Here is a 26,604-nt window from a genome sequence, read left to right on the forward strand (position 1 = left end):
GCAAAAACTTCGGCGCCGTTGGGAGGTCGATTGCCGCAGTTGTTCTTCACCGATCTTTCCGCCCTGCGCCGTTCCATTACGGTCAACGGCGCGACATACGAGTTGTCCTCGGACGAGATAGCGGCCGCGGACAGCCTCGGCCTCATCGAGGGCATGCCGTTCATTCTGGGACGCGACGGCGCCTACGATCACCATCTAAACCGTTTCCTCCGATCGTGCCCGACCATGGGCGTGCGCTCGATGAACAGCCTTCGCGCCTATGCGCGGGACATCGTCGTCTGGATGCGCTTCCTCGAAGAGCGACGGGAAGGCAAATCCCTCTGGTCGGCACATCGCGATGACATTGCCTCATTCCACGAAGCCCGGCGTATGTCCGAACCTCCGTTCCGGATATCGGCCTCTTCCTGGAACCGGATGATCGCGGCGCTCGACAAGCTTTATCGGTGGGCAGTTGACGAGAAGATCATTGCCGCCGCTCCGTTCACCTATCGGCAGCTCTGGTCACGCGCATCAACGTCAGGTGCGGTTATCGCCATGGCGGTGAACTGCGCCAAGGAAAGCGGTGCCCGCAAGGGCGACATGCGCTTCCTCGACATGCCGCGCTATCTGGTGTTCCGCGAAGTCGGGCTGCGCGGCAGACTTCCTGATGGCCGGGAAGACCCGACATGGCGGGGCCGCAACGGAGAGCGCAATGCGCTGTTTGCGGAACTGCTGGTCACGACCGGCCTGCGGCTGCAGGAAGCGTCGAGCTTGCTGCTGAACGAGTTGCCCGCACTGGACACATGCCTGGACTCCACAAACCGATCTCTGCCCTTCCGATTGGCCGCCGCGACCGCGAAGGGTTCGCGCGGCCGGGATATCCGCATGCCGATCCGTCTGATCGGGCAGTTGCATGACTACGTCCGGATCGAACGGGACAACGCCCTTGGACGAGCTCGGCGGAGCGGTCGCATCCGCCGGACGCGTAGCCCGATCCCGGTCGTCGAATGCGAGCATCGTGCTCTTCGCCTGAACGATGGCGACCGCGCCGTGAAGGTAAGCGTCGATCAGTTGACGCCGTCGGAGCGGACGCGCCTCGTCGACGCCGCAACGGGCGCGCCGCTGGCGCTCTGGTTGACCGAGGACGGAGAGCCGATGCCGATGTCATCATGGGAAGCCGTGTTCGGGCGCGGCAGCGAGAGATGCCAGCACTTCGGCTTCGACGACATGTATGTGACCCCTCACATGCTTCGGCACAGCTTTGCCGTCCACATGCTGACGCTGCTTCTGCGCGAGCAGGTCGGTTGGGTAGTCAGCGAGCGATCGCAGTATCTCGGCTCTGCCTACCGTCGGATGATCGGCGATCCTCTGCTGAAGCTCCAGAGATTGATGGGGCACAGCAGGATCGAGAGCACCTATATCTATCTCGATCACCTCGCGGACAGCCAGGAGATCGTCGATGCGGCGGTGGGCAATCTCGGCCTCGACGCGACCTCCGGGGAACTGGCGCCATGAGCCGGGGGCGACGGGCAACATTCCCGCGTCAGTCGGCGGCGCTGGATAAGAACGCTGCTGCAACCGTCATCGTCGCCGATCCCTGCCGCTTCACTGTACGCGTCGACACGTGCGGCGAGATCATTGTCGACCTGAGTTCCTGGTCGAATCCATCTTTGGTTGCCGAGATCGCCCTGCTGCTGCGGGAGCGCATCCGCCAGATGGGACCCACGCCGATCGTCCGGTCGGTGCAGCGTCAGGTGCTCAAGCTCCGCCGGTTCTGGTCGTTCCTGGATGATCGGAAGATCGCCCTCCAGGGGCTGGATGACATCACCGTCGAGTTGATCAACGACTATGAGGCGTGGCTTGAACAGAATGCAGGCAGCAGGCTGTTCCAAAGGCACCTTCTGGCGGCGCTGATCAGCGTGCTCCGCATCGCGGTCGAGGACCAGCCCGGCGTTCTGACGCAGGACGTCGTGTCCCGTCTGCGTTATCTTGGTCATGGCGATAGTGGCGCCAGCCGGCCCCGCGACGCTTACAGTAGCGGGATCGCCGAAGCACTGCGTGCCGCAGCCCGGGCTCAGATCGCTGAAGCTCGCCAGCGCATCGCGCTCGGTGACGACGTTCCGCCGCCGCCGCCGGGAATGGATGCATGCCCACGGCTGCGCGCTCATCATGATGCTGTCGTGGCCGAGATCATGCGATCCGGACAGATCGAGACGCGGCACCCCGCCTTCGCACGCTTCAAGGCCCTCGGTGCTTATCGCCACGTTGACTGCAGGATCGAGGTGCCGCACCGGGGATTCCACCTCACGCCGATCGACCTTGCGGCATTCCTGGCGTTGCTATCGCTGGAGACCGGCATGGAGATGGAATGCGTGATCCGCCTGAAGGCGGACTGCCTGCGCAATCCCACCAAAGGCTATGTCGAGATCGAGTATTACAAGCGCCGGGCACGCGGTTCGGAGTGGAAGCGTCTGCGGGTTCGGGACGGGTCGAGCGCCACGCCCGGCGGGCTGGTTAGAATGGCGATCGCGCTCACCGAACGTGCTCGGCGTCACACTGGGTCGGACCGCCTGTGGGTGCTCTGGACTATCGACGGCTTGCGCCCAGCCAACGAAGAAGGCGGCCAGGGCATCGTCGCCTTTGTCGAGCGCTATCATCTGGTCGATGACGACGGCGCGCCGCTGCGGCTGAGACTGTCGCGGTTGCGGAAGACTCACAAAGCCGAATGGTATCGACGCACGAACGGCCAACTCGAGCAGTTCGCCGTGGGTCACTCGATCAGCGTCGCGGCCCGCCATTATGCGGACATACCGGCCCTACGCCATGTTCACGAGCAAACCCTGGCCGCCGCGTTCCACGATGCCCTCGACGCTGCGCTGAAGCCGCGCATCGCCATGAGCGAGCAGGAAGACCTTATCGTGGAACGGCAAGACCCACCTCCAGCGACGGACGAACAGGACGTCTGGCTCGCGCGATGCGGCGGCTTTTATGAGAGCCCGTTCGCGAAAGCGGGCAATCCCTGCCCGACCCCGTTCTGGGGGTGCCTCGAATGCGAGAACGCCGTGATCACAGAACGCAAGCTCCCGGCGCTCATCGCATTCCAGTCCTTCATGGCCGATCAGCGCGCCGTCCTCGACGCCGGCGAGTGGTCGATCAAGTTCAGCCGCCCTTGGCACCGCATCACGAAGCAGATCCTGCCCGCCTTTGCGCCCCAGATCGTGGAAGCGGCTCGGACACGGATCGCTGCAGAAGGGCCGACGCTCCTCTATCTGCCGGTAGAGGCGACGGCACAATGACGGCGACGAATGTCGCCCAGGCCACAGCCCCGTCGGCCATACGCAGCCCGAGCGACATCGTGCTCTGCTCGATGAAGCTCACGGAAGGAACCGACCCGAAGGCGCTCTCGCGCTTCGGTGACGACGTGTGGAATCTCGATCCGGCAATCTTCCATGTAACTGCGCGCAATGCACTCCGGACGATCGACTTCACCGATATTGCCTGCCCGGTGGAGAGGCTGACGGCCAAGGAATACATCTTCGCCTGGCTCAACGAACGCCTTCCGGATCGCTCGGGACGGCTGCGGCCGTTGAGCGCACGGGCAGCACTTGCCACCCTGCGCCAGTTCATGGCGTTCGTGCGGGAACGGGAGGGCCGGTTCGATGCCGCGCTCATCGATCAGGATCTGCTCGACACCTACCTCGCTCTCCAGAAGATCCGTTCCGTGTTGCCGAGCCGGGTTGGAGCCTGCCTCAGGCCGGCCGTGCAGCTTCACCGGCTCGCCCGCTTCCTGACCCATGGCGGCTTGCGCTTCGTGCCCTGGAACGGGACCGCTGTCTTCAAGGTGGCTGGCTGTCGCGGTCGGTCATACGAGAACATGACGCCCCGTATTCCCGAGCAGGTGATCGGTGCGTTGCTGCGGTGGTCGTTGCGCTACATCGAGCTGTTCTCGGGTGATATCCTCGAGGCGCGAGCAGAGCTTGACCGGCTCGAAGCGGATCGAGCCTATCCTCGTGAGACCGTGGCCACGCGCATGGCGTCCTATATCGAAGCCCGCCGCAAGGCAGGCCGTGGTATCCCCGTCTGGAACGCGCCCGGCAGCATCGGCGGCTTTTGCGCTTCCCTCGTGCGCGCCGATCGGCACAAATTGAACGGTGACGTGCTGAATCTAAAACTGATCTCGCTGCAAAGCAGGATTCACGTCACAAACATCATCCAGAATAAAGAAGCTTATGGCCTCCTTCTTGGCGCCGTGGCGGAGCTCGGTGTCGAGCAAGGCGGTATGGACACGCCGATCAGTATCGACCCGGACAGCGGTAAGCCATGGCGCACCCGCTTCGACTTTTTTGCGCTCGCGCACGAGGAACGCCAACTCCAGACCGCCGCCTACATCTTGTGCGCCTATCTGACCGGCATGCGCGACGGTGAGGTTCAGGCAATGCGACCCGGCTGCCTTCAGCGCAATCGCAGCCCCGACGGCATGATCGAACGACTGACGATACGCAGCATCGTTTATAAGGGCCGAGCGGAACTCGGCAAGCCGGAGGAATGGGTGACGATCGAGCCGGTCGGCCGCGCCGTCGAGATCGCCGAACGTCTTGCCGCAAGGCATCGGCCACGGCGCAAGGATGATGGCATCTGGATCGTTCTTCATCGTGCTGTTGCGCGCGATCGCGGCGTGCCGCATGTGGTCAAGCAGATCAATCGGTATCGCCAGCATCTGGACGAGTGCTTCGGCACGCCCGAAGAACCGGCAATCCCACTCGTGGAAGGGCGAAGCTGGGTCTTCAATACGCGGCAGTTCCGGCGGACCGTGGCCTGGTACATAGCCAACCGCCCGTTCGGCGTGGTCGCCGGCAAGATCCAGTACAAGCATGCCTCCGTCGCGATGTTCGACGGTTATGCCGGATCATCGGCGTCCGGCTTCCGCCAGGAAGTGGAGCAGGAGCACCATCTGGGCCAGCTCGACGACATCGTGGTGCATTATGAAGCAGCGCAGCGCGGCGAGCGATTGGCCGGCCCCGGCGCTTCCCGCGTTACCCATGAGATCGACCGTGTCGGACGAGAGATCGGTTCGCTGCCCGGCGTGATCGCTGACGGCAAGCGCGTGAAGGCGATGCTCGCTCACCTCGCACGCACGCTGCACGTCGGCTACCTGAACGACTGCTTCTTCGAGCCGGCGACGGCGCTTTGCCTTGGTCGGTCGACAGGTTCGGAAAGCCAGCCCATCCTGTCGAACTGCGCCCCTGACCGCTGCCCGAACTCCTGCATCGCTCGTCGTCACCTGCCGGCCTGGCAGGCCGCGATCGCGCATGCCGAGGCCATGCTGGAAGAGAAGCGATTGTCGAACGTGCAGCGGACGGCGATCCGGCAGGACCGGGACAGGATGCGCAAGCTGATCGCGCCACTGTTGGAGCAAGGATCGTGAAGCCGGTCAGCGCTTCCACCGAGGAAGCACTTCGCGAAGCGCTCATCCGGCTTGTCTCGGGGAACGCGTCCAGGTCGGACGGCCGCCTGACGATTGCCGGTCTGGCGCGGGAAGCCGGCATCAGCCGGGCGACCGCGAACCGTGCTCCGGCCATACTCGCGGAGCTGCGGGAGGCGGCCGAGGCGGCGAAGCTGTGCCGGCTTGAGAGGCCCCGCTCCCCGCAGAGTGACGTGGAGCGGGAGCGGCGTGACCGGGAGAACGTGACCGCCCAGTACGTTCAGGTTCGCGCTTTGCTACAACGCGCCGACGAGAACAGGAGAAGCAGGGTGGCCCGCCTCCGCCTCATCGGTGACGCCGGATGACACGGGCGCAGGCTGCTGCTCGTGCATCCAGTCGGCCGCCTGCTGTGCCTTGCCGGCGGCCGTGAAGATGGCGCGGGGGTCGTCCTTCAACACTTTGATCCACGAGGCGATGTACGCGGCATGATCAGGGCGCGGATGGTGGGCAATGCCGAGATCGGCAAGCACAAGCCCGCTGAGAATCTCCACGCAGCATTCCTCCGCCGCATAGGCAGCCGAGCCGAACCGGCCCGAGAGATCGCGGTCAAGCCTGTGTTTTGCCCCCGAGGCATGGCCGTTCTCGTGCAGCCAGACACCATAAAACGACGCGGCATCTCGGAAAGAAGCGAAGTCGGGCATGAACACTGTGTCCGACGACGGAAAATAGTAAGCCTCCGAGCTGCCGAACACAGTCTTGATCCCAAGGTTGGCGATGAAGGCCTCCGCGTGCGCCAGACGCTCGCCCTCCGACAAAATGTTCGTCGGCTGGCGCTCATATCCTTCCACCTGCGCGACGTTGAACACCGAGAAGGCCCGGGCGAACATCCGAACGCTGCCACTGTCGTCGCGGTCATCGTCAGCCGCCAGGTCAGACGAAGTGATCTGCTTCCACAACACGACGGTGGTCGAGCGTTCGCCCTTGCGCACCTGCGCTCCGGCGTCCTGCCATTGCCGATAGGTGCCCCACAGGCCATCGCTGTAACCGTTGGCCATGGCTGCGACCCACAGCGCCACCGTGTTGATGCCGCGGTAGCGCCTGTCCGATGCAACGTTGGTCGGGCGGGCGGCGCTGGTTCCGTTGTGGAACCACGGCGCACGCCAATCACCTGCACCTTGCTCGATTGCCGCGATGATCTCGGCGGTGATGCGCGTGTAAACGTCGGCACGCGCTCCGGACTGCATCCTGGAAGACATTGGGATAGCTCCTTGGGAACGACGCGAGCGCACGGGATCGCCACCGCTTGCGGGCGGCGTCGGGCTCAACGTCGGTGAAAAGGGTCAGTGAAAAGCCGGTGAGACAGCTTGACTGTTTAGATAACTGCCGTAGTCGGGGCCTGTTACCGCCCGCAACTCGAGGCGTCCGTTCTCGATTTCCAAGCTCTTCATCTGCTCGGCGCGATGATTAAGAAGACCGTGCTGAAGGTTGATCGCCGCAAGCGGGGCCGGAAGCTGGCGCAGATAGGCGGCTGGCGCGCCGACCAGGCTGGCGAGTTGGCCAAGCTCCAATGCGTTGGGGCCACAGAGGCATGCGCATCGGGCAGCATCAGCCTCAGGCGCTCCGGGTCGTCGCGGCTGGCCTCGACGCGGATCAGCTCACTTTCAACGATGCGGGTCTTGCTGCGTTCGGACCGCCGCTTCACCGAATTATGGAGATCGGTGAGAGAAAGGTAGCGCTCGTCCGCCGGCCGGTTGAACCACTCGGAAGAAACGCGACCGACACGTTGGCCACGGCTGACATCCACCTTGTAACCGCCCCGTGGATTCACCGCAGGAGCGAGAACTTGCAACTGGGTCATGGAACTTTCTCCGCGACGGGCGCCGGAAGCCTCTCTTCCAGCCCTCGACCCGTCACGCGGGCCATCCACCCTCTCCCTCTGCCGTCCGGCAAACGGACAAACGCCGCAGCCCCACCTCCGCAAGGAATACACGTCAGAGAATCATTTGACCGCGTGCTTCAAAGCCGGGACGCCGGAAGCGATGGTCCTGCTGTTGGCGGAACCGCACGCGGCAATCGCTACAAGGTCGTCGCCGGAGCGGATCGGCCATGTCGACCAGTGTCACGCGACTGCCGAAACAACAGAAATGCAACAGGTTCGTTGCTATCGGAAGCGGTCGTCATTATGAAACGACTGTTCGACGCCAATCGTTTGATCCGCCAGGAGTATTTCGTGACCGAAGAAACCGAGAGCAATACGGACAAGCTCATCGAACTCACGGCTGATGTAGTCTCAGCCTATGTTTCAAACAATCCGGTGCCGGTCGGTGAACTACCCGCCCTCATCGGACAGGTCCATGCCGCCCTGAAGGGCACGACCGGCGGTGTGGTGTCGGAAAGACCTGAAGTTCTCAAGCCTGCCGTGCCGATCAACAAGTCAGTGACGCCCGACTACATCATCAGCCTGGAGGACGGGAAGAAGTTCAAGTCGCTGAAGCGGCACTTGTCGACCCATTATGGCCTGACTCCGGATGAGTATCGCGCCAGATGGGGCCTGCCGGCGGATTATCCCATGGTTGCGCCGAACTATGCCGCAGCGCGCTCAGCCCTCGCTAAAACCATGGGCCTCGGCCGCAAGCCGAAGGAGCCCGAAGAGCCGGCGCCCGCGAAGCGTCCCCGCAAGAAGGCCACAGCCTGATTGTAGCCTGAGGGGTCGGTTGGGCGCGTTCCCGCCTGGCAGCTTTGGGGCCGTTTGCGGACTGTCCGTTTTCGGGATGGCGAGATTAGAAAGCGGATCGACGCGTCCAGCGTATCGCGGACCGCAACGCGCCAGCGCCGGAGATAGCGCCTGATGATCTTCAGTTGCTCTGTATGTGCGACTGGAATGCACTATCGCCGGTTGGGTGGCAGGGCAACTTGCTAGCCGCCCTGCCACCTGGAAGAACAGTCATCGACGCGGCCGGCTCAGCCCGCTTTGCTGAGTTGGAGTTCGTCGCTAAGCGCGCGCTCGTTGGGATCGATCGGACCCAGGTTCTTGACGACCCGGAATCGACCGCCCTGCGCCTGCGCGATGTACATGTTCATGCGAACATGGTGCTGGCCGGGGACCATTTCGGCCGGGCCACCTGGTCCCTCGCTGATCCGCGAGTGATCGAGCGCCCGGATGACCGTATCACGCTCGACCGTGCCGGCCTCATTGACAGCCGCTTCCCACATTTTGATCGCCCGGTAGTGGCCGGTGCAGCCGCTGCCCGCGGTCAACATGGCGCTGCCGGGGAAACGGTCCTGGTAGCGACGCAAGAGCGCGCGGCCAAACGGATCCTCGAGTTCCCGATAGTAGTCGAGGCAGCTGTAGAGGCCCTCGATCTGCTCGGACGGCACGAGATTGAAGAAGTTCTCGTCGAAGTAGGTGCAGATGATCTTGCCGCCCCGCTTGCCGAAACCGGCCTTGTGCAGTTCTTCGAGGAACGGAGTCAGGCCCGGCGGGACGAGGGTGTTGAAAACCACGTCGGTGCCGCTCGCCATGATCTGCTCGACCGTCCGCCGGAAATCGACTGTATCGAGCGGGAAATACTCCTCGCCGACGACCTCGCCGCCATTGGCGCGCACCACCCGGCTCGCGGCCTTGTTCAGCAGATGGGGCCAGATGTAGTCGGCAGAAGGCAGGTAGAACTTCTTCGCCCCGGTGCTCTTCATGAACCAAGGGATCAGCGGCTCGACCTGCTGCGCGGGCACTGGACCCGTACAGAAGATCAGGGGATCGTTTTCCTGTCCCTCGTACTGCTCGGTGTAGATGTAGAGCGTCCTGCCGCGTGCGACCGCTTCGCTCTTGATGGCCTGCGGGTCGAGCTGTAGATGCCGCCGACGACCAGATCGACCTTGTCGACGTCTATCAGTTTCGCAGTCCTTGCCTTGGCGGCGCTGTCGTTGGTCTCGCCATCCTCGATGACAAGCTCCAGCGGCCGGCCGAGCAAACCGCCTTTGGCATTGATGTCGTCGACGAGCATGGTGGTGAGGTTTGCGTTGGCGATGCCCATGAAGGACAACGGGCCGGTGAGTTCGGCGACAAGGCCGATCTTGATGGGTTTCGGATCCATTTGATTTCTCCAAATCTGGGGGTTCGTCGGGGGGGCGCCGCCGCCGGGCGGCAGGCGGCGCGCAGTGCGGGATCTCAGGCCTCGTAGTGGCCGAGCAGCAGTGCCGCCTGCGGCTTGCCGACGTGGCCGGCTTCCTGCAGGATCGCGGGCACCTCCGGATCCGACACGAAATTCTTCCAGCCCTCGGCGTCCCAGTCGAAGATCGCCCAGACGCGGTCGGGCTCGCTGGGGTCGCGGAAGACGGTTGCGCCGTTCGAGCCGTGCAGCCGGCGCTTGTCGGCGCCCTTGGTCGAAAAGATGCGGATGAAGCGGTCGACGTCCGCCACCTTGGTCGTTGCGAGAAGCATCTGATTTCCTCCTGTCGGTCGCGGCCACCATCGGTCCGTCGACAGGATCACGATGCGCGCCCCGGAGCGGGCGCACATGGGGTGTATTCCCTATGCCTGCTTCTCGCCCGGCCGGACAAGGCCATGCTCGACCGCGTAGAGTGCCGCGGCGGCGCGGGTGGTCACGCCGATCTTGGCATAGACGCTCTGGATATGGTGGTCCGCCGTCTTGGGCGAGATATCCAGCTTGCGCGCCGCTTCCTTCGCGGTAAGGCCGGCGGCGATCAGGCGCAGCACCTCGATCTCACGCGGCGTCATTCCGGCCAGCGGCCGGGGCGGCGCCCGGCGCGACGGCTGTCCGGCGAAGGACAGCACGGCCTCGGCGGCATCGGGGCAGATACAGCCCTCGCGAACGGCGGCGCGCAACTGCGTGGCCGCCGCCTCGCTGGACAACGCCTTGCGGTGCGGACGTTCCTCTCGCGACGTCTGGAAGGCTTCGGCGGCGGCCAGGATTCTTGCCGCCGGGGACAGGTCGGAGCCGTGGACCTTGCGGTGATAGCCCGAACCGTCCAGGCGTTCGTGATGGCGAAGCACGAGGGCGGCCATCGCCTCGCCCTCGCGGCCGAACGAGGCCAGCGCCCGCTCGCCATAATAGGCGTGCAACTGCGCCGCGTCGCGCTCGCGCACCGACAGCGGACCGTTGCGCATCCAGGTCGCCACCGGCACCACGAGTTCGCCTATGTCATGGATGCAGCCCGACCAGCGCAGCGCGCGGACGTCAGGGTCGGGCAGCCCGATCCGTTTCCCCGCACCCGTGGCCAGTTCCGACACCATCCTCGAATGGCCCTGCGTAAACGGCATGCGCATGTCGATCATGTCGGCGATGGCGAGGAACGCCTCATCGCAAGCCTCCTCATCCAGCGTCACCGGCGGATTGGGCTCAAGCGCCAAAATGGTCGCGCGGTCGACCGTCGCGCCGATGCCCTCCATCAGCGTCGGCGCGTTGGCCGAGACGAGCCGGGCCAGTTCCGCTTCATATGGGCCATCGCCGCGACTGGCGATGGTTTCGGCCATCCCTTCGATACCGACGGCATCGCAGAGCGCAATGGCATCCTGTGCCAATGTGATCAGGCGCACGGCTGGCAGGACATCCTCGCCGCTCAGCCCGCGCGGCAGGCCCTTGCCGTCCCAGCGTTCGTAGATCTGTCCAAGATTGCGTCGCATCTCCTCCGACAGGCCCAGCCGCTCGCCGATCCGTTGCGCGACCTCGCAATGCGCGGTCAGGACCGGGCGGGCCACGGCGATCGCCTGCGATAGCCCAGCCTCGATCGCCTTGGCCTGCGCGTCGGGCTCAAGATCGTAGTAGAGCCGCTTGAAAGCCTGGACGAAGACTCTGCCCAGCTCCGCCCGGTTGCCCATATCGAGACCGACAAGATCCTGGCGGAGCGCAATTTCGTCGCCGAAGGTGGCCGACAGGAGGTCCGTGTCCGCGTTGCAACCGACATAGCGGAGCATAGACTGGTGGTAGGCATTGCGCCGATCCTGCTCGGAAACGCCCGCAAGATCGGCAATCCGCATCGCAAGCACGCAGGATTTCAGTGCGAAGTCGCGAGAATGGCCGGTGGCAAGGTCCGAAGCATAAGCGAGGACCATCATGAAATCCGCCCGGCGGATCGAGACGTCTGTCATCGCCCACCTCCCAGTGGCTCTACGCTAGCCCCGCCTGCCGTTGATGCCTAGGGAAAAATCCCAACCCTGGTTGTGCTATCCTGCGAGAAACAGAATGTTCCGTTTGCGGGCCGCAAGGGGATAGGCAGCTTCAGGCTGCGGTTCCTCAAGAGCGACATTCAGGTTGCGCGGGCATCGTCGTGAGATGACCGATGCCGGAAGCGAGGTCCGCTCGTAAAGCCGGCTGATGAGATGGAAGAGCAACTGCCCGCCGGCTGGGCGAAGAGCTCATCGAGCACGACGAAGCCGAGCCGGCCCAGCTTGCTAAGCGCAAGGTTGCTCCGCGCAGTTTCTGTTGACGAGTCTCAGGCCCCTGTCAACGCACCATGGACGAGTGCGCGCAGCTCTTTGCGCACCGGAATGGCGCTTGAAGGCAGCAGTTGCGTGAAGAGAATGACAACCATGTCGTCGACCGGGCTTACCCAGAAGAAGGTGCCTGCCGCCCCGCCCCAGCCATAGTCGCCCACTTGCGCCGAAATTTGTGCCTTAGCCGGATCGAGGACGACGGAGCCCAACAGACCGAACCCGACGCCGTCAAACTGGGTTTCGGCCCAAACTTCGGTTGCCATCGAGGCAAGATCTCCCGGTAGGTGATTGCACGCCGCCAATCTCAAAGTGCGGGGACTGAGGATGCGTTCGCCGTTGAGTTCACCTCCAGCCCGCAGCATTTCGGTGAACCGCCAATAGTCGTCGATGGTTCCGACGAGCCCGCCTCCGCCGCAGAACGTATCAACCTTGCCTTGCCGCCACTCCGAAACCTCCGGCGCTTCGTGCAATGCCATTCCGCCAGCCATAGCCTCATAGAGCGGGGGAAAACGGCTGATCTCAGACCCGGGCACAGAGAAGCCGGTGTCGGTCATGCCGAGGGGCTCGAAGATGCGAGTCGCGAAGTACTTGTCGAGCGTCATTCCGGAAACGACTTCCACGATGCGGCCGATGACATCGGACCCGGTGCTGTATTGCCATTTCGTGCCCGGCTCCCATTCCAATGGCAACTCGGCGATCCTGCGCACCATGTTGTCGAGCCCACCGTAAGCAAGGGCGAGGCCGAGTTTTTCCTTGGCATAAGCTTCACCGAGCAGTCGGGGGTTCGTAAAAAGGCTTAGGCCAGATGTGTGGGTCAGCAGATGGTGGATCGTTATCTTCGTTTTGATGGGCACTGTTTGGTCCAGCGACGTTGCGCCCGGTATCAGAAGTTGCATGTTTTTGAATTCCGGCAGGTAAGCTTCGACCGGATCGTCGAGATGCAGGCGCGCCTCCTCGTACAGCATCATCAGCGCGACGGCGGTGACAGGCTTGGTCATCGAGTAGATGCGGGCGATGAGGTCGCGCTGCCAAGGCCGCTTGGCTTCGACGTCGGCGTGCCCGGCGCAGTCGAAAAAGGCGAGTTCTCCATGACGCGCGATGAGCACCGCACCACCCGGCCAGCGCCCGGTGTCGGCATATCGCTGCATCCACCGCTTCAGTCGCGCCAGCCGCGCCCTGTCGAAGCCGAGGTCCGCAGGATCACGAACTGGTTCGCTACCAAATTGACTCATCGCGCAAATGTCCTGTCGCCGGCGAAGGCCCTTTGGACAATCCTGCGCTCTCCCCGCATTATTGCCAATAGTTGCCTGCTTGACCTCCAGTGAAGTTGCAGACGACGTCTGCTCTCAGGATGCCCAAATGCGGTCCCCTACGGCAAACTTCGGGCGCAAACGTGTCATCTCGCCTGTTCGCTCGAAGGCCGCTTTTGAGATTAGGGCTATGGTCTGCTCAACGACCGACATGAGGCGCATTTCAGTTCGCGGCCCCACCGGGATCGTGGGAGCCGCTTTTGGTCATACCTCGGTCGCCTCGGCTAGCTCTAAGGCATCTTCTACATCTACACCGAGATACCGCACTGTATTCTCGATCTTGGTGTGGCCGAGCAGGATCTGAACTGCACGCGGACTGACCGAACGCGGCTATTGCGGCCACACTTTGCACACCAGAAACGGACGCAGCCGGCTCGAAGTCGAGCGCCTATGGGACGGACGAGTGCTAGTCGACCACAAGCGTCAGCGGCGCTGCGGCGCTGCGGCAAGGAAGTTGGTAAGCCAGAGCTCCCTTGAGGCCAATTCGGTGCCTCTCCCCACAGGGCGCCATTTCCGTTAGGATGCTCCGAGATGGCGGGAGGTATGACCTGGATCGCGTTCACCGTAGAATGGCTACCATCCTTGCTGCCGACGCAGTTGGCTACAGCCGGCTGATTGGCAGAGACGAGGAAGGGACACTTGCCACCCTGCGGACGCATCGTCGGATCATTGACCGACTGATAGAGGAACATAAGGGACGGGTGTTCGGGAGCGCTGGGGACAGCGTCATCGCCGAGTTCGCAAGCCCCGTCGAGGCGCTTCGATGCGCCACTGAAATCCAGTTCCAAGTCGGCAGACAAAATGCTGAGCTGCCCGAGTCGAGCCGCCTGCGCTTTCGCATCGGCATCAATCTCGGCGATGTCGTCGTAGAGGGCGACAATCTCATGGGCGACGGTGTGAACGTCGCCGCCCGTCTGGAGGCGCTGTCACCTCCAGGTGGAATATGCATTTCGGAAGCGGTCTACACGCAGGCCCGCGATCGGCTCTCGCTCGAATTCGTCGATCTTGGCGAACAAAGGATGAAGAACATCGCCCGGCCTGTGCACGCGTACCGCGTGCCTCTCGCTTCAGAGGAGCAGGTCACGTCGCCTTTTCGAGGTCTCAACCCCTTCGAGTTCGAAAACGCCGACCTCTTCTTTGGCCGAGCTCGGGCGACTGCTGCCTGCATCGAACGCCTGGAGCAGCAGGCCGCCAACGGCAAGGCATTCCTGCTCATCTATGGTATGAGCGGTTCCGGCAAGTCTTCTCTCCTTCGAGCAGGGCTGCTGCCTTCCATCACTCGAACCGGTGCAGCGGCTGGCATCAAGTTTTGGCGCCGCTGCCTAATCCGCCCTTCCGACGCCCCTGATGCGGTCGCCTCGCTGGCCGCTGGGCTGCTTCGCGAAGGCGCCCTGCCGGAGCTGGCTTGCGAACCGGCAGCGCTGGCTCAACTCTGTTGGAGTTCGCCTGATCGAGCTCTGGCGCTCGTCCGCCAGGCTCACGCCAAAGCGGCGGCCGCCGCAGGTTCAGCCTCCTCACAAGTGCGATTGGTAGTGGCGATCGATCAGATGGAGGAGCTGTTCACGACGGAGCCGGCATCGCGCGAAGTGCTAGTACGGCTCCTCGCGGCACTCGCCAGCAGCGGACTGGTCTGGGTGATCGCGACGATCCGATCGGATTTCTTTCATCGTTGCGGCGAGGTCCCCGGTTTCTGGGCACTCAAGGATGGCCTCGGCAGCTATGAACTCCTGCCGCCGACCGGCGCTGAGATCGCCCAGATCATCCGCGAGCCGGCACGCACCGCCAGGCTGCGCTACGAGGAGACAGCCGAACGGGGCCGGCTGGATGATGTCCTGCAGGAGGCAGCAGCTGCTGATCCTAGATCTTTGCCGCTTCTCGAATTTGTGCTCGACGCTCTGTACGATGCGGGGCGAGAGCGCCGGATCCTCACCTTTGCTGCGTATCAGGCACTTGGCGGCTTGGAAGGGGCGATCGCGCGCCGCGCTGACGAAGTCGTAGACGCTCTCCCGCCGGACATCCAGGAGGAGCTACCAGTCGTATTGCGTGCCCTCACCACGGTGCGCCCAAGCGATGAGGCAGTTGCGGCGCGTCCGGCCTTGCGCGCGGAAGTCACGGGCACGCCTCAACGATTGGCTCTCGTTGAGGCGTTGGTCGCCGCTCGCCTTCTCGTCAGTGATGAGGATGCCGCAGGCCACGTCTACGTGCGCGTGGCACACGAAGCTTTGTTGAGCCGCTGGCCGCGCGCTAGCGACATTGTCAATGCGAACCGGAGCTTCCTCGAGACCCGCGCTCGGGTCGCGGCTGACGCCAACCGCTGGCATGCCGACAACCGGAACCGGGAGCTTCTCCTGCCGTCCGGCAAGCGGCTCGCCGAGGGCGAGGAATTGCTGCAGTCGAGACGGGTAGAAGTCGACGATCAGATCGTCGACTACATTGAGACGTCTTCGCGTGCTGAGGCGGATAGAGAGGAGAAGGACAGGCAGGCAGAGCGGGCACTCATCGAGGCGGCTGAAGCAGCAAAGCGCGAGCGCCTGGAGCGCGAGGCCGAGCGCCGCAGTCTTGCGGCCGCGGCTGCGAGCCGGCTCGCGCGACGCACGCGCTATGCGGCCATCGTCGCCACGGCGTTGGCCCTTATGGCCAGCGCAGGCGCGTTCTTCGGGTTCAGAGCACAACAGGCAGCAACACGGCAAGCCGAGTTGGCGATGGCCGCCAAAAAGGGGGCCCTTGAGGCGCGCGATCAGGCGCTGCGCAATCAGTCTCTTTCGCTTTCGTTTCTTTCGCAGCAGATCGCGGCGAGCGGCGATACGGAGGCTGCGATCCTGTTGGCGCTGGAGGCGCTGCCGAAGAGCGGATCGGGAGCCGCGCGGCCAAATCTCTTTGAAGCAGAGGCCGCACTTTTCAACGCTCTGTTGGCACACCGCCAAACGGCGGTGTTCAAACACGACGCCGGAGTGACGCAGGCAGCCTTCAATCGAACCGGCGATCGCATCGTCACTGCATCCTACGATAAGACCGCGCGCATTTGGGATGTCGCGAATGGTAAAGAGATTGCAATCCTGAAGGGCCACAAGGGACCTGTGGAGAGAGCCGGATTCAGTCCGGACGGACGCCGGGTCATTACAGCGGCAAGGGACGGGACCGCGCGCATCTGGGATGCCGACTCTGGAGCGCAGCTTTTTGTTCTTCAGCCGGTAGGCGGCTCCTTTCCTACAGCAGTCTTTGACCCAAGCGGCGAGCGCGTGCTGACCGCGGCCGGAAACAATCAGGCTTCGCTTTGGGACCCGCGAACTGGAACGAAGATCCTGAGCGTAGACAGCCGTGGAGACGGATTGGCTGGCTTCAGCCCGGATGGTCGCAGCTTTGCGACCTCAGAAGGACAGACCGTTTTCATCTGGAATGCGAAAGATGGCGCGCTGATCCATCAATGTTTTATTGGCAGTTTTGCATCCAAGCTCACATTCAGCCCGGATGGAAGTCGGCTGTTGGTAGGCACGTGGTACACAGTTTCATTTGACAGTGTCCCCGCGCTTTGGGACCCCTCGAACGGAACCGAAATCGCAAGGCTCCTTGGCCACAAGAGCGACACCCAATTACAAGGCGCAACGTTCAGTCACGACGGCCGCCGAATTGCAACGGTATCACTCGATGGTAGCGCGCGTCTCTGGGACGGAAACTCTGGAGGGCTAATTGACGTGCTCGGCCAAGAGTCCCCGAACTTGAAACAGAGTGACGCCGGGGACGACCGTGATCAGGAAATGAACAGCGCTTTCAGCCCCGACGATCGCCTCCTGGCCACCGCTTCCATAAACGGTCCGTTACGCATTTGGGACGTCGGTCGAGCGTCGCTGTTCGCCACCATCGCTGGCCATCGTGCCTTGATCGAGCACCTTGAGTTCGACCCAGTCGGTAGCAATATTCTTCTCACGGCTTCACATGATGGCACCGCTCGCCTCTGGGACGTCGACGGAATTCTGACGACTACCCTGTCCAACGCAAATCGTCCCACCTTCGCGGTGTTCAGTCCCGACAATATGCATCTTCTGACTGGAGGCGGGGACAGCGCTGTGCACCTTTGGGATGTGGTAACCGGTCGCAAGCTGGCCGACCTCGATACGCACGAAATCGTCCAGAACGCAAGGTTCAGCCCCGATGGAAGTCGCATTGCAACTGCATCCCTCGCGGGCCGAGTCCTCATCTTGGACGTCGCGAGCAGGAGCGAGATCGCACGGCTCAAATTTCCAGGCGGGCTGTTTCAAATTCAGTTCAGTCCGAAAGGAGACCTCCTGGAGGCGAGTTCGACCGACGGCACCGCGCGGTTGTGGAACGCGGCGACTGGCGCCGAGGTCTCCACTATCCAAACAAGTGCGCAGGTTGTTTTCGACCCGGACGGCGATCTCGTCCTCGCCGCGACCAGCGACAACGCCGCGCACTTGTTGAAAACGGACGGGACCGAACTGAAGGAACTGGTCGGGCATGAGGGTCGAATAACCGGGGCAACGTTCAGTCCGGACGGCCAACTGGTCGCCACGGCCTCGCTCGACCACAGCGCGCGGATCTGGACAGTCAAGGACGGGAGCACCCTCGCCATCCTGAGTGGTCACCGCGATGAGCTCACCGAAGTCGAGTTCAGCTCGGATGGTCAGTCGCTTCTGACTGCCTCACGCGACGGCACCGCACGAATCTGGAGCGTCCTGGACGGAAAGGAAAGGGTCGTTCTCAGGGGGCACACCGGCGCAGCGACCAGTGCGCAATTCAGTCCTAACGGGCACCATGTCCTGACAGCCTCAACTCAGGACGGCACGGCCCGGCTCTGGGACGCGCGGACAGGACGCGAGATGGCAGTGCTTGCCAGTTCGAAGGATGAGCACAAGCGGCCGGCACCGATACGCGCGGCCTTCAATTCAGATGGAACGAGGGTCGTGATCGTGCTCTATGATGAAGACGTTCGCCTCATACGGGTTTTTCAGACACCCCAAGATCTCATCGATTTCGCGAAGCAAACTGTTCCACGCGAACTGACCGCGTGCGAACGGCGTCGCTTCTTCCTTCCCGTCGAAAGCGACCTTGGTGATTGTCCAAGCTGATGTCGCCCAAAGTCCATGGCCGGTGACGCTATCTCGACTGCTACGCCGTAGCCGCCGCAATCGCACTGCTTCCATAGTTTTGCGGGGGGAGCAGTACGCGAGTGGCCGCGCTACTTCCCTCGCTTTTCGATCTTTAGGTTTGGGAGGTCGGGTCGCTTGGATTCCACCCCGGTCTCCTTCAAGGCCGTGTATTCCACTTTTTGAGTAGCTTCTCTGTTTTGGCGCGCTCCTTGTTGAGAGCGTTCTGACCTTTGACCTTGGGCATCCGTCCTCCATTTGGTTCGCCGTCGTTCGCCAGAAAATATGATTGCCAGCGATATCGCGCGAGATGTCAGCTCTGAGGCCGCGGCAGAGATTACGTCAATGACCGAAATCGGGCGCGAAGCGGTCATTCGCCATGCGATGGTCAGAGGTCCTTTTCGGGTCATGAGCGTTGGTTCTGTGGACGCCGCCTTTCGGGAAAGGGATCCGGCGTCAGGAAGGTCCGGAATGGGTCCAGATCACCAGCAAAAGGTGCAAATTTGCCAGACTACAATCTGGACATTTCGAACAATCCGTACTATCTAGGGCGAGAAATATGGTACCAATGGTGGTCGTTATGAACGCTCGCAACTCGGCAGTTCGCGCAGATGCAAAGGTCGATCGTGAGACGGTCGCTGACATTCTCGATGTGTTATCGCGACGGCATCCAGGAATATCCAAGTCCGCTCTGAAAGCCGCCGGCAAGGCGGTCGCCGCGCTGACGGCGGTAACGTCTCGTCTGTCCCCTGCCGAGCAGCGCCAGATCGCTGCGCACGAACAGGCACTGGCGAGAGCAGTGGAGAATGTGGTTACGGAGCTCGCCCGACCCAGTAAGATACTTGCTCCAGTAGAGGTCGAAAAGCCCCTGGAGGTCAGCCAAGGCGCAGGCCGCGGGAAGGTCTTTGATCTTGAAGAGGGCCGGCTGCGCCTCGCTGAATATGCAACGCCGACACGCCTTGAGGATTGGGCTGGTCCTGTCGCCGGTCCCGGCGAGATCGAAAAGATGTTCGGGACGAAGCGTTCGACCCTGCACGATTGGCAAAGGCGCGGAGCCGTGATCGGACTGCTCAAGGGCGAGCGGAAGCACGTATTTCCGCTCGCCCAATTCGTCGACGGTCGTCCTGTTGAGCACATGGCCCGGATCACGAAGATCATCGGGAATCCTCGTGCGACGTGGCTGTGGCTGACCCAGCAGCATGTGAGCGACACCGGCGAAACTCCGCTCGACCGACTCAAGGCTGGGCGCATCGATGAGGTCGTCGCTGACGCCGAGTTCGATTTCGGCTGATCGTGGAGCTTGACGCCGAAGTCGTCGCGGACCTGGCAATCAGGTTCCAGCCGCAACACTACCTGCGGGCAATGCGACAGGAGTACGCAGCTACTCCATTGGGCATGGGGTTCGGACAATCGCGCTTCGCAAGCCCCGACCGGTCCTTCATGGTCCTCTACATTGCTCGCGACCTGGCGACGGCGATCGCCGAGACGATTATTCGCGACCGGTTCGAGGGAAAATCTTACCGCATGCTGCATCTCTCGGAAATCGCTGGCTGGGCCGTGTCCGAAGTCTCTGCTACGTCGCCCTGACGGTGATCGACGTCCGGACCACCGGCCTGCTGCGGCTTGGGATCAGCACCGACGCTGCACGTGCCAAACAACAGGAGGAAGGCCGGAAGCTGAGCCAGGCTCTCTTTAACGGGTTCGCAGTTGACGGGATCCTTTACTATTCGCGGCTGACCGGAGCGGAATGCGTGGCGGTCTACGACCGCGCCGTTGCGGGCAGGCTCAAGGCCCGACGGGCCACGGCGCTCGAACGGCATGCCGAACTCGTGCCGGCGTTGAGGCAGCTGAACGTTCGGGTTATCCGCGGCGACCTTTCGTAAGGAGCCGTCGGGCTATCTCTAACCTAGATCACTCGTGCTGCGCAACGCGAGCGCTGGCGCGTGACGCAGGATGGCATGAAAACATCACATCTGGAGCAATGGCTGAGAGGGTTTAAGGCAGAAGTCTCGAAAACTTCCGCACCTGGAACGGTACACGCCTACATTGCTAGACGGCACGCCTCTGTTCCGGCAAAGCTGCGAATCGCGGGGCCACTGGCAATCCGCAGGTCGGTGGGTTCAGGCAATGCTCATTGAAAGATGGGCCGCCGACGTTCCTTTGGCCGTAAAGCTCGGCGGGTTGTCGGTCTCAATTGCCGTCTCAAATTGATCGGCGGGACGCGGATGGCTAGCACGCTGCCGTTCGAACGCACCAGCGTTGTCGGCGCCTTGCTTTTGTGTCGGAACAGAAGACTTGCCTTTGGGTGATCACCCGTCATGACTAGGGATGAAGCAGAACAGGGTGTTCGCTACTTTTGCACAAAATGGGCTGAAGAGCGCGGGCTTCCTCATCAGCCAGAGAATCCAAGATTTTCCGATTTCTTTTCTTGGCTTGAGCAGAAGTCGCCGGGCCACTTGAAATTCCGAAGCAGCACTTCGGTGCGCGACGACGTCGAGCGATGGTTCATCAACGAATTCAAGCAAGGTTGGCGCTACTAGCAAGCGATTTCCGGAGAGGCCGGTGCCGTGCTCCGGGCCACCTTCCGCGATCACGCGATACCCACTTCACTTGCCTCTGTTAGCTTCTTCCTGCGGCGGGAGACCCCAATCCCGCCTGGCCGGCGCCTAACAGGCAAATCTACCCCAACGCCCCCAAACGGCGCCGGCCACCTTCCCGCGAGCGACTGTCAGCCGCTCTAGTGGATCCCGCCAGGAGGTTGTAGATCGAGCGTTCCTTGACGTTTATATGCTGCCCAAGCCTCGGCAGGCACTGCCGAATCCGCCCGGGCCAGCCAGTCCGCGCGCTCAGTCTCGGTAAGTGAATTCCACCACTGCATGCCGGCTATTTCATCAGCAGTCGGATTCCGGTTCGGTTCGTCTGCCATTTTCTTATCCTTGCATAAGACTTGAGTGGCGCAGGCCCGCAACTATCAGAACGGCCAAAAGCCGGCCAAAAAAGCCGGCATTTTGGAGTGCGCCCCTGAGGGTGGACAGATCGGGATGTGTGGATTGACCAGCCTTCCGGGTTTTCGGAGAGAGAACCCATGGCAAAGCACCGCAGTCACAGCATCGAGTTCAAACGCCAGGTCGCGCAGGAGTTCATCGCCGGCGAGACGCTGCACGGCTTGGCTAAGCATCACGATGTCTCGCGCAACCTGATCCGCATCTGGGTGCGCAAATATGAGCAAGGAGCGTTCGACGATGATGCGCAGGCCGCTGACCTGATCCAGGAATACGAAGCCCGGATCGCAGCGCTCGAACGGTTGGTCGGTAAGCAGGCTCTGGAACTGAGTTTCTAAAGGGGACTCTGAGAAACGCACCGCGGCCGAGAAGCGGGACTACATCCGTCATCACCGGCCCTGCGGCATCAGCGTTGCCGAAGGATGCCGGTTGATGGGAATCGCGCGCTCCACCTACTACGATCCCCTGGAGAACGCGGCCGACGACACCGCGATCGTCGAGGCAACGTTCTCGATCAGCGACGAGTTCGAGTTCTACGGTTATCGCCGTGTCGGCGCTGCGCTGCGTCAGCAAGGCCTCGTCGTGAACCACAAGAAGATCCGGCGCCTGATGGACGAGCATGATCTGCAGCCCAGGATCAGGCGGCGCTTCGTGGCCAGCATCGACAGCGATCATGATGGCCCGATCTTCCCCAACCTGGCCATGGACATCGTTGCAACCGGCCCGAACCAGCTCTGGGTCTCCGACATAACCTATGTCGCGCTGCCGACCCGCTTCGTCTACGTCGCAGTCATTCTCGACGCCTGGTCGCGCATGATCGCCGGCTACGCCAGTGGCCGATCGATCGATGCGCGGCTGACGATGGCAGCCTTGAAGGCGGCCATTGAACGGCGTCAGCCGCCGTCCGGCTGCATTCATCATTTCCGATCGGGGCTCCCAATACGCTGCGCAGATTTACCGCGAAGCGCTGGAAACAACCGGCCTGACGGGCTCGATGGGCCGCAGAGGCAATCCTTACGACAACGCCAAGGCGGAGAGCTTCATGAAGACGCTGAAGGTCGAGGCGGTCTACCCGATGGTCTTCGAAACCTTCGACGACGTCATTGATCACCTTCCCCGCTTCATCGAGGAGGTCTACAACAAACGCAGGCTCCATTCGGCGCTCGGATATCTGAGCCCGCAGCAGTTCGAGGATCAACACATCCGGCAGACTGGCAAATCAGCAGCCTGATATCTGTCCACCTTCAGGGGCGCACTCCATTTCGCTGCTCCACTGCATGAAATTTTGGTACCAGCCAGACACCGTTTCCTAAGCAACCTGCAGTGCGCCCAGGAAGAAAACGAAACAGATAGCTTGCCAAACCCCTCGTCACCTTTCGGGTCGTTGCTCTGGCAAATGTAAACCTGTCGATTGAACGTGGTCCTCTAACGGACCCGGTCGTCGCGGTCGCGTTCCCTTCTTTATAGTTCGTCGCGCTCCTCGAGGCGAGGGATATGCTGTTGCGCCGGATCGGTCCGCGTCGTTTCGCTGCCGCGTTGTGCGGCCTCCTTGTCGCTGTTTAACTTATCCTGCAGCCGATTTGTAGCATCTACGGTCGACCCAGTTCGTGAGCCTGCTCGGACGGTTCGTCCGGCCGGCGCTCGGCCTCCTCGGGGCGACGATCTCGCTGCTGTTCGGTCACGGCATCGACATTTGCAGGGGTTTTGCCCTGCACTTCTGCCGGCCCCTCTGGGGTCTGCTCTGCCGCCTCGATAGCGCGCTTAAGCTCCGGATCGTTCTCGGCTACCTCGCGCATATAGGTGTTGCCCTGGACGGCAAGCTCCGCCTCGCGAGCCAGTCCGCGCTCAAAGTCAGCTCGGAATAGCCTTGGAGCAAATTATCGATGCCATCAGAGACATGAACGCGTCGCTAGACGACCAGCGATCAAAAACCGAGGCCCGCCTTCCAAAGCTGACCTAAGAGACACCTAGCCGGTCAGCCCAAAAGAAAAAGGCGGCTGGAGAAGGGCGTCGTCTTGCGGGTATCTCCGATCGCCTAGACTCAATCAGGCGACCTTGAGGTCCTTTATCGCCTTTTCAAAGACATCCTTGATTGGCTTGGATATATCCTCGGCAGCCTTGGTCGTCACGGCCTGAAATTCCTTGGCCTGCTCTACGGTCAGTTCGACCTGCTTGCGCAAGAAGGCAGCCTGCAGCTCGAGGAACTCGGAGGGCGCCCTGACGGCAACCAGGGCTTCGAGGTGCGAGAAGCCGGCTTCGGCATTGGCGCGCAGAGCAGCAATTGTCTTCAGCGACAGGTCGTTGCCGACGGTCTTGGAGGTTTCGAGGCTCGACTGCAGCGCCTTCTGGGTCGTCTCGGTGCCTGAGGCAAATTTCGCATAGGCTTCTTTCGACTGCTCGAGGCCCTTTTCGGCGACAGCGCGGATCTGGTCGGTAGCCATCGACGGGTCGAAGGTCGGGAATTCGGAATTTTCAACGGTGTCAGCGGTCTTGGCCATAGTTTCCATCCTTTTCAGCGGGCGGCCCTTCACAAAAGCCGTCTCATTCATCTACGAAACTGACGTTACGGCATTTGTAGTGCATTGCAATATTTTTGTGCGACGCACTATCCTCTTTATCCCAGCGTTAACCCGCTGAACTTTTCGCCTGCCGAGGCTTGATCCATGACGACAATGTCGCCGGGCTTGAGGGTGGGACGAGAACTTTGTCGTCATAGATTTTTGAACCTCTCGCCGTTGATCGGTCCGTCGATGAGCGATGGTGCATCGACACGGTCGTGGCGCAGCGCCGCCAGGAAGGTCACGATCTTCCAATGGTCGTTCGGGGCCTTGGCTTTTATCCTCTCGCCTCGCGGTGCCCATGCGGGATCTGGTGTGCGCCTGCTCAGCGGCGGTCGATACACTGGTCATGCATCGTCAGCAGGTTGGCGGATTCATGCTCAAACATGGTCGTCGATTCCCAGGAAACCTGGACGATTCGCTATCTGCGCTGAGTTCAGGAGCAACGGTTTTGAATATCCAGCGCAGCAGCTTGCCCAGATCGAGCATAACCGCAAGACGGGCCACCTCGCGCCGCCCAGCGTAATCAGCCAGTGCGTTCATCACGTCAGGATCAAGATGCGATGACCGAGCGAAAGGTGCAAATGTCGCTCCGCTGATGCTTCAAAGCCAAGCCCGCGCGCCTCACCGATAAGAGCTTTAGCTATCGCGTTGGCGGCATCGTCGCGGTGCCTTCGGAACGTCGAATAGGCCCACCCGCGGCGCTCGCACTTGATCTGCGCGGGTTCTCCCTTGTCTCATCGCCCTGTCAACGCCTTGCAAATGAGCGAAACCAAGCTGTCGCGCGCTCGCTTGTGGAGTGCGCCTTTCGGCCGCCATGCAAGGAAATCATCAACGCTCATCCAATCAACCGGGTTTGTGTCGGCGTCTCGCTGGCTGAATTCCACGTACAGATGCAGTTCGTCCGGCACGAAGACGACCCTCCACGATCCTTTGATGTCATTGGCAAGGTTGTAGGCGAGGACGGTCATGGCGGGGCACTCCTTTCGCCGTGGAGCGTGCCTATCTCACGGGAAAATTGACGCTCGCGCTTTCTCAGAAATCAAACGTCCGCGTGATGCCGAGGTGCAGCTAGCTTTTTGTGTATCTCGATTGGGAACACGGGACCGCCGCGAAAGTTCGGTGCACGCAGCGAATCCTCCCCCTCCAGGTATTGCTGCAGATCGGTATCCCGATCGGCCCGCGCTCCCCGCAAGGGCGCGGGCCTCGGCCTGTGGTGCTCATGCCATCTACTTCGATCCGCAAGATGGAATATGATCTGGATAGAAGGACCCTCTCGGTGTGGTTCGTCGCCAGCGGCAAGCGGTACGAGTTTGAGGGGGTACCGCCGGAAACCTTTGCCGCGTTCCGGGCGGCGTTCGCCAAGGGCCGCTATTTCAACGACCACATCCGCAACAATTTCCGCTACCGTCTGGTTGCGAGCGATAGCGACCCGGGATGACCTGACCTGCCGGCGGCTCAATCGTCCTATCGCTCCAACCGGCGGTTGGTGGACGCGTTGCCGCTGTGGCGCTTACGGTGCAACCCCCCGCATCCCCCCGCCTGGTGCAAAGCGTGTGATCGGTCCCGCCGTTCTGGCAATGCGGCGGGACTTTTTTGCGGTCCAGGTGGATCATCGGCGCGCGGGGAAGGCGCGGTGCACGCAGCACCCTTTTCTCATCCAACGTACGTCGGTGGCGCGCTGAAGGGTCTCAACGTCGGTCTGCTGCCGGAGCTCAACTAGCTGGACTATTGCTCGACCGGAAGCGGCTCGTGCTGCGGCTCAGCGTGGTGGAACACCTGTCCAAGATCGCGCGCGTCGAACGTTTGGCCGCAGACTGGGCAGTAGACAAAATGCTTCGACTCGTCCTCTACCGGCCCGTCATGCGGCCTGCCCTCATAGCCTGTCGCGATGTTGTCGGTTCTAATCCGGGGCAACGACAAGTGCCTTTCGTCGTTTTGGCGGACGATATTTCTCCATTAGCCGGACCTTGTCACGGTCGACCGTGACCAGCGGCCCGAGGTCGATCGTCACGGTGTCCTCGTCGATGCGCGTGACCTCGCCTTTCAGGTCGATTTGCTGGCCTCGGTTCACCTTGGTGTGGTCGATGATGGAATGTGGGAAGTCGTAATCCGGGATAGAGACGCTTACGCGGTCCTCTGTTATTCGCCTTCGAACCGTGGCAGTAATCGCCACCTGGTCACCAATGCCTATTCCCCGAGCCATGCCATGGATTCTGGTGCGGGCAGTGTCTTCTTCAAGAGGCTTCTAATGTACGCCCGCCCCGGAAGGGTTGGGTGCTTTGATCTCCATCCATCTCGACCTTGTTTGGAAGGGCTGCAGCGGGCGGCCGATAGGAACAATCGTGATCCACCTCTCTGGTTTCATGGGATCACGTAGCCCTGACGGGGCTTCAGATTACCCCGCGTTAGCGTTCGCCAAGGTATCGAGGGCAGGCGCAAGGCGCTTTGCCAGCTTCGCCAGCGTCGACCGGGAACAGTTGGTCGCCTTCACGATGGTGTTCCACCGTCGATCAGACCGTACTTGCTCCTCGCCCCGAGTAGTTGGCGATGTGCAGACGCTGGAGCCGGGAACGGAAAAGCCCGCCGCCGAACTGCGCGGCGGGCTTTTGGTGCAATAATCAACCCACGGTAGACCGTCTGGCTACAACTAGCTCAGGACAATCACGATCTTGTAGGTATTCGGATCGACGTAAGCGCTATTTTCGCTGCACGTTGACGCGGGCGCTTTCGACGGATGGCCTTCGAATCGGGAACGGTATCTGGTCTGATCAGGC

25 protein-coding genes and 4 pseudogenes are annotated in these 26,604 nt (G+C 62.0%); 14 read left to right on the forward strand and 15 right to left on the reverse strand.

Annotated features, from left to right (window positions below; translation table 11 throughout):
- Positions 1 to 30 precede the first annotated feature (30 nt).
- Genes NKH70_RS31545 through NKH70_RS31555 form a run of 3 tightly spaced genes read left to right on the forward strand, consistent with a single transcriptional unit; the run spans position 31 to position 5,404 of the window.
- A complete protein-coding gene (locus tag NKH70_RS31545; RefSeq protein ID WP_352942167.1) occupies positions 31 to 1,494 on the forward strand; it encodes a tyrosine-type recombinase/integrase in 1,464 nt (487 codons plus the stop codon).
- Complete coding sequence (locus NKH70_RS31550; protein WP_352942165.1) at positions 1,491 to 3,275, forward strand: site-specific integrase; 1,785 nt, start codon at positions 1,491 to 1,493, stop codon at positions 3,273 to 3,275. Before NKH70_RS31545 ends, NKH70_RS31550 begins: the two co-directional genes overlap by 4 nt.
- Positions 3,272 to 5,404, forward strand: coding sequence for a hypothetical protein (locus NKH70_RS31555; protein WP_353027149.1), 2,133 nt, complete (start codon positions 3,272 to 3,274; stop codon positions 5,402 to 5,404). Before NKH70_RS31550 ends, NKH70_RS31555 begins: the two co-directional genes overlap by 4 nt.
- Positions 5,405 to 5,697: 293 nt before the next feature.
- On the opposite strand, the gene NKH70_RS31560 is transcribed toward NKH70_RS31555, so the two are convergent.
- On the reverse strand, positions 5,698 to 6,657 hold the full coding sequence (locus tag NKH70_RS31560) for an ArdC family protein (protein WP_352942160.1): 960 nt from the start codon (positions 6,655 to 6,657) through the stop codon (positions 5,698 to 5,700).
- 99 nt (positions 6,658 to 6,756) lie between these two features.
- A pseudogene (locus tag NKH70_RS31565) lies at positions 6,757 to 7,259 on the reverse strand (hypothetical protein); the annotation flags it as partial.
- A gap of 372 nt (positions 7,260 to 7,631) precedes the next feature.
- On the opposite strand from NKH70_RS31565, the gene NKH70_RS31570 reads away from it, so the two are divergent.
- Positions 7,632 to 8,096, forward strand: coding sequence for a Ros/MucR family transcriptional regulator (locus NKH70_RS31570; protein ID WP_352509709.1), 465 nt, complete (start codon positions 7,632 to 7,634; stop codon positions 8,094 to 8,096).
- 266 nt (positions 8,097 to 8,362) lie between these two features.
- On the opposite strand, the gene NKH70_RS31575 is transcribed toward NKH70_RS31570, so the two are convergent.
- From NKH70_RS31575 to NKH70_RS31605, 7 genes and pseudogenes are all read right to left on the reverse strand, one after another.
- A complete protein-coding gene (locus NKH70_RS31575; RefSeq protein WP_353027163.1) occupies positions 8,363 to 9,232 on the reverse strand; it encodes a substrate-binding protein in 870 nt (289 codons plus the stop codon).
- Positions 9,151 to 9,495 (reverse strand): ABC transporter substrate-binding protein, encoded by a 345-nt coding sequence (locus NKH70_RS31580; protein WP_353027164.1) that lies wholly within the window; start codon positions 9,493 to 9,495, stop codon positions 9,151 to 9,153. The genes NKH70_RS31575 and NKH70_RS31580 overlap by 82 nt, the downstream gene beginning before the upstream one ends.
- Positions 9,496 to 9,569: 74 nt before the next feature.
- Complete coding sequence (locus NKH70_RS31585; RefSeq protein ID WP_091581466.1) at positions 9,570 to 9,842, reverse strand: hypothetical protein; 273 nt, start codon at positions 9,840 to 9,842, stop codon at positions 9,570 to 9,572.
- Between the two features lie 90 nt (positions 9,843 to 9,932).
- Complete coding sequence (locus tag NKH70_RS31590) at positions 9,933 to 11,510, reverse strand: HD domain-containing phosphohydrolase (protein ID WP_353027150.1); 1,578 nt, start codon at positions 11,508 to 11,510, stop codon at positions 9,933 to 9,935.
- Between the two features lie 198 nt (positions 11,511 to 11,708).
- Positions 11,709 to 11,803, reverse strand: a pseudogene (locus NKH70_RS31595) (IS21-like element helper ATPase IstB); the annotation flags it as partial.
- 51 nt (positions 11,804 to 11,854) lie between these two features.
- Complete coding sequence (locus NKH70_RS31600; protein ID WP_353027151.1) at positions 11,855 to 13,087, reverse strand: serine hydrolase domain-containing protein; 1,233 nt, start codon at positions 13,085 to 13,087, stop codon at positions 11,855 to 11,857.
- A gap of 282 nt (positions 13,088 to 13,369) precedes the next feature.
- A pseudogene (locus tag NKH70_RS31605) lies at positions 13,370 to 13,492 on the reverse strand (tyrosine-type recombinase/integrase); the annotation flags it as partial.
- 242 nt (positions 13,493 to 13,734) lie between these two features.
- Between NKH70_RS31605 and NKH70_RS31610 the strand changes: the two are divergent.
- The 4 genes from NKH70_RS31610 to NKH70_RS31625 all read left to right on the forward strand — a co-directional run bounded on the left by NKH70_RS31610 (position 13,735) and on the right by NKH70_RS31625 (position 20,150).
- Positions 13,735 to 18,249 (forward strand): nSTAND1 domain-containing NTPase, encoded by a 4,515-nt coding sequence (locus NKH70_RS31610; RefSeq protein WP_353027152.1) that lies wholly within the window; start codon positions 13,735 to 13,737, stop codon positions 18,247 to 18,249.
- A gap of 586 nt (positions 18,250 to 18,835) precedes the next feature.
- Positions 18,836 to 19,558 carry an antitoxin Xre/MbcA/ParS-like domain-containing protein gene (locus NKH70_RS31615; RefSeq protein WP_353027153.1) on the forward strand — a complete coding sequence of 241 codons (723 nt, stop codon included), beginning with the start codon at positions 18,836 to 18,838 and terminating at the stop codon, positions 19,556 to 19,558.
- Between the two features lie 2 nt (positions 19,559 to 19,560).
- Positions 19,561 to 19,854: an RES family NAD+ phosphorylase gene (locus NKH70_RS31620; protein WP_353027154.1), complete on the forward strand. Its 294-nt coding sequence runs from the start codon at positions 19,561 to 19,563 to the stop codon at positions 19,852 to 19,854.
- Between the two features lie 2 nt (positions 19,855 to 19,856).
- Entirely contained in the window at positions 19,857 to 20,150 is a 294-nt protein-coding gene (locus tag NKH70_RS31625) for a hypothetical protein (RefSeq protein WP_353027155.1), read from the forward strand.
- 426 nt (positions 20,151 to 20,576) lie between these two features.
- Here NKH70_RS31625 and NKH70_RS31630 read toward each other — a convergent pair whose 3' ends face one another.
- Positions 20,577 to 20,861 (reverse strand): hypothetical protein, encoded by a 285-nt coding sequence (locus NKH70_RS31630; RefSeq protein ID WP_353027156.1) that lies wholly within the window; start codon positions 20,859 to 20,861, stop codon positions 20,577 to 20,579.
- 143 nt (positions 20,862 to 21,004) lie between these two features.
- Entirely contained in the window at positions 21,005 to 21,193 is a 189-nt protein-coding gene (locus NKH70_RS31635; protein WP_352509702.1) for a hypothetical protein, read from the reverse strand.
- 159 nt (positions 21,194 to 21,352) lie between these two features.
- Between NKH70_RS31635 and NKH70_RS31640 the strand changes: the two genes are divergently transcribed.
- The 4 genes from NKH70_RS31640 (at position 21,353) to NKH70_RS31655 (ending at position 23,134) form a co-directional block, all read left to right on the forward strand.
- Positions 21,353 to 21,607 carry a transposase gene (locus NKH70_RS31640; RefSeq protein WP_352509701.1) on the forward strand — a complete coding sequence of 85 codons (255 nt, stop codon included), beginning with the start codon at positions 21,353 to 21,355 and terminating at the stop codon, positions 21,605 to 21,607.
- A gap of 94 nt (positions 21,608 to 21,701) precedes the next feature.
- Positions 21,702 to 22,376 carry an IS3 family transposase gene (locus tag NKH70_RS31645; RefSeq protein WP_353027157.1) on the forward strand — a complete coding sequence of 225 codons (675 nt, stop codon included), beginning with the start codon at positions 21,702 to 21,704 and terminating at the stop codon, positions 22,374 to 22,376.
- On the forward strand, positions 22,264 to 22,500 hold the full coding sequence (locus NKH70_RS31650) for an integrase core domain-containing protein (protein ID WP_353027158.1): 237 nt from the start codon (positions 22,264 to 22,266) through the stop codon (positions 22,498 to 22,500). The genes NKH70_RS31645 and NKH70_RS31650 overlap by 113 nt, the downstream gene beginning before the upstream one ends.
- Before the next feature lie 376 nt (positions 22,501 to 22,876).
- The gene (locus NKH70_RS31655; RefSeq protein ID WP_353027159.1) at positions 22,877 to 23,134 is read left to right on the forward strand and encodes a hypothetical protein; all 258 of its coding nucleotides are present in this window, start codon (positions 22,877 to 22,879) and stop codon (positions 23,132 to 23,134) included.
- Between the two features lie 180 nt (positions 23,135 to 23,314).
- Here NKH70_RS31655 and NKH70_RS31660 read toward each other — a convergent pair whose 3' ends face one another.
- The 3 genes and pseudogenes from NKH70_RS31660 to NKH70_RS31675 form a co-directional block, all read right to left on the reverse strand.
- A complete protein-coding gene (locus tag NKH70_RS31660) occupies positions 23,315 to 23,776 on the reverse strand; it encodes a phasin (RefSeq protein WP_353027165.1) in 462 nt (153 codons plus the stop codon).
- A gap of 102 nt (positions 23,777 to 23,878) precedes the next feature.
- Positions 23,879 to 24,144, reverse strand: a pseudogene (locus tag NKH70_RS31665) (IS630 family transposase); the annotation flags it as partial.
- Between the two features lie 420 nt (positions 24,145 to 24,564).
- Positions 24,565 to 24,798, reverse strand: coding sequence for a hypothetical protein (locus tag NKH70_RS31675; protein ID WP_353027160.1), 234 nt, complete (start codon positions 24,796 to 24,798; stop codon positions 24,565 to 24,567).
- Positions 24,799 to 25,049: 251 nt separating this feature from the next.
- Here NKH70_RS31675 and NKH70_RS31680 point away from each other — a divergent pair, with 251 nt between their 5' ends.
- Positions 25,050 to 25,268, forward strand: a complete 219-nt coding sequence (locus NKH70_RS31680; RefSeq protein ID WP_023722567.1) for a KTSC domain-containing protein — start codon at positions 25,050 to 25,052, stop codon at positions 25,266 to 25,268.
- Between the two features lie 462 nt (positions 25,269 to 25,730).
- On the opposite strand, the gene NKH70_RS31685 is transcribed toward NKH70_RS31680, so the two are convergent.
- Complete coding sequence (locus NKH70_RS31685) at positions 25,731 to 26,033, reverse strand: hypothetical protein (RefSeq protein WP_353027161.1); 303 nt, start codon at positions 26,031 to 26,033, stop codon at positions 25,731 to 25,733.
- A 67-nt stretch (positions 26,034 to 26,100) separates the two neighbouring features.
- Here NKH70_RS31685 and NKH70_RS31690 point away from each other — a divergent pair, with 67 nt between their 5' ends.
- On the forward strand, positions 26,101 to 26,448 hold the full coding sequence (locus tag NKH70_RS31690) for a hypothetical protein (RefSeq protein ID WP_353027162.1): 348 nt from the start codon (positions 26,101 to 26,103) through the stop codon (positions 26,446 to 26,448).
- Positions 26,449 to 26,604: the final 156 nt, after the last annotated feature.

Origin of the sequence: Mesorhizobium sp. M0991, assembly GCF_040318915.1 — a bacterium.
Lineage (GTDB): Bacteria > Pseudomonadota > Alphaproteobacteria > Rhizobiales > Rhizobiaceae > Mesorhizobium.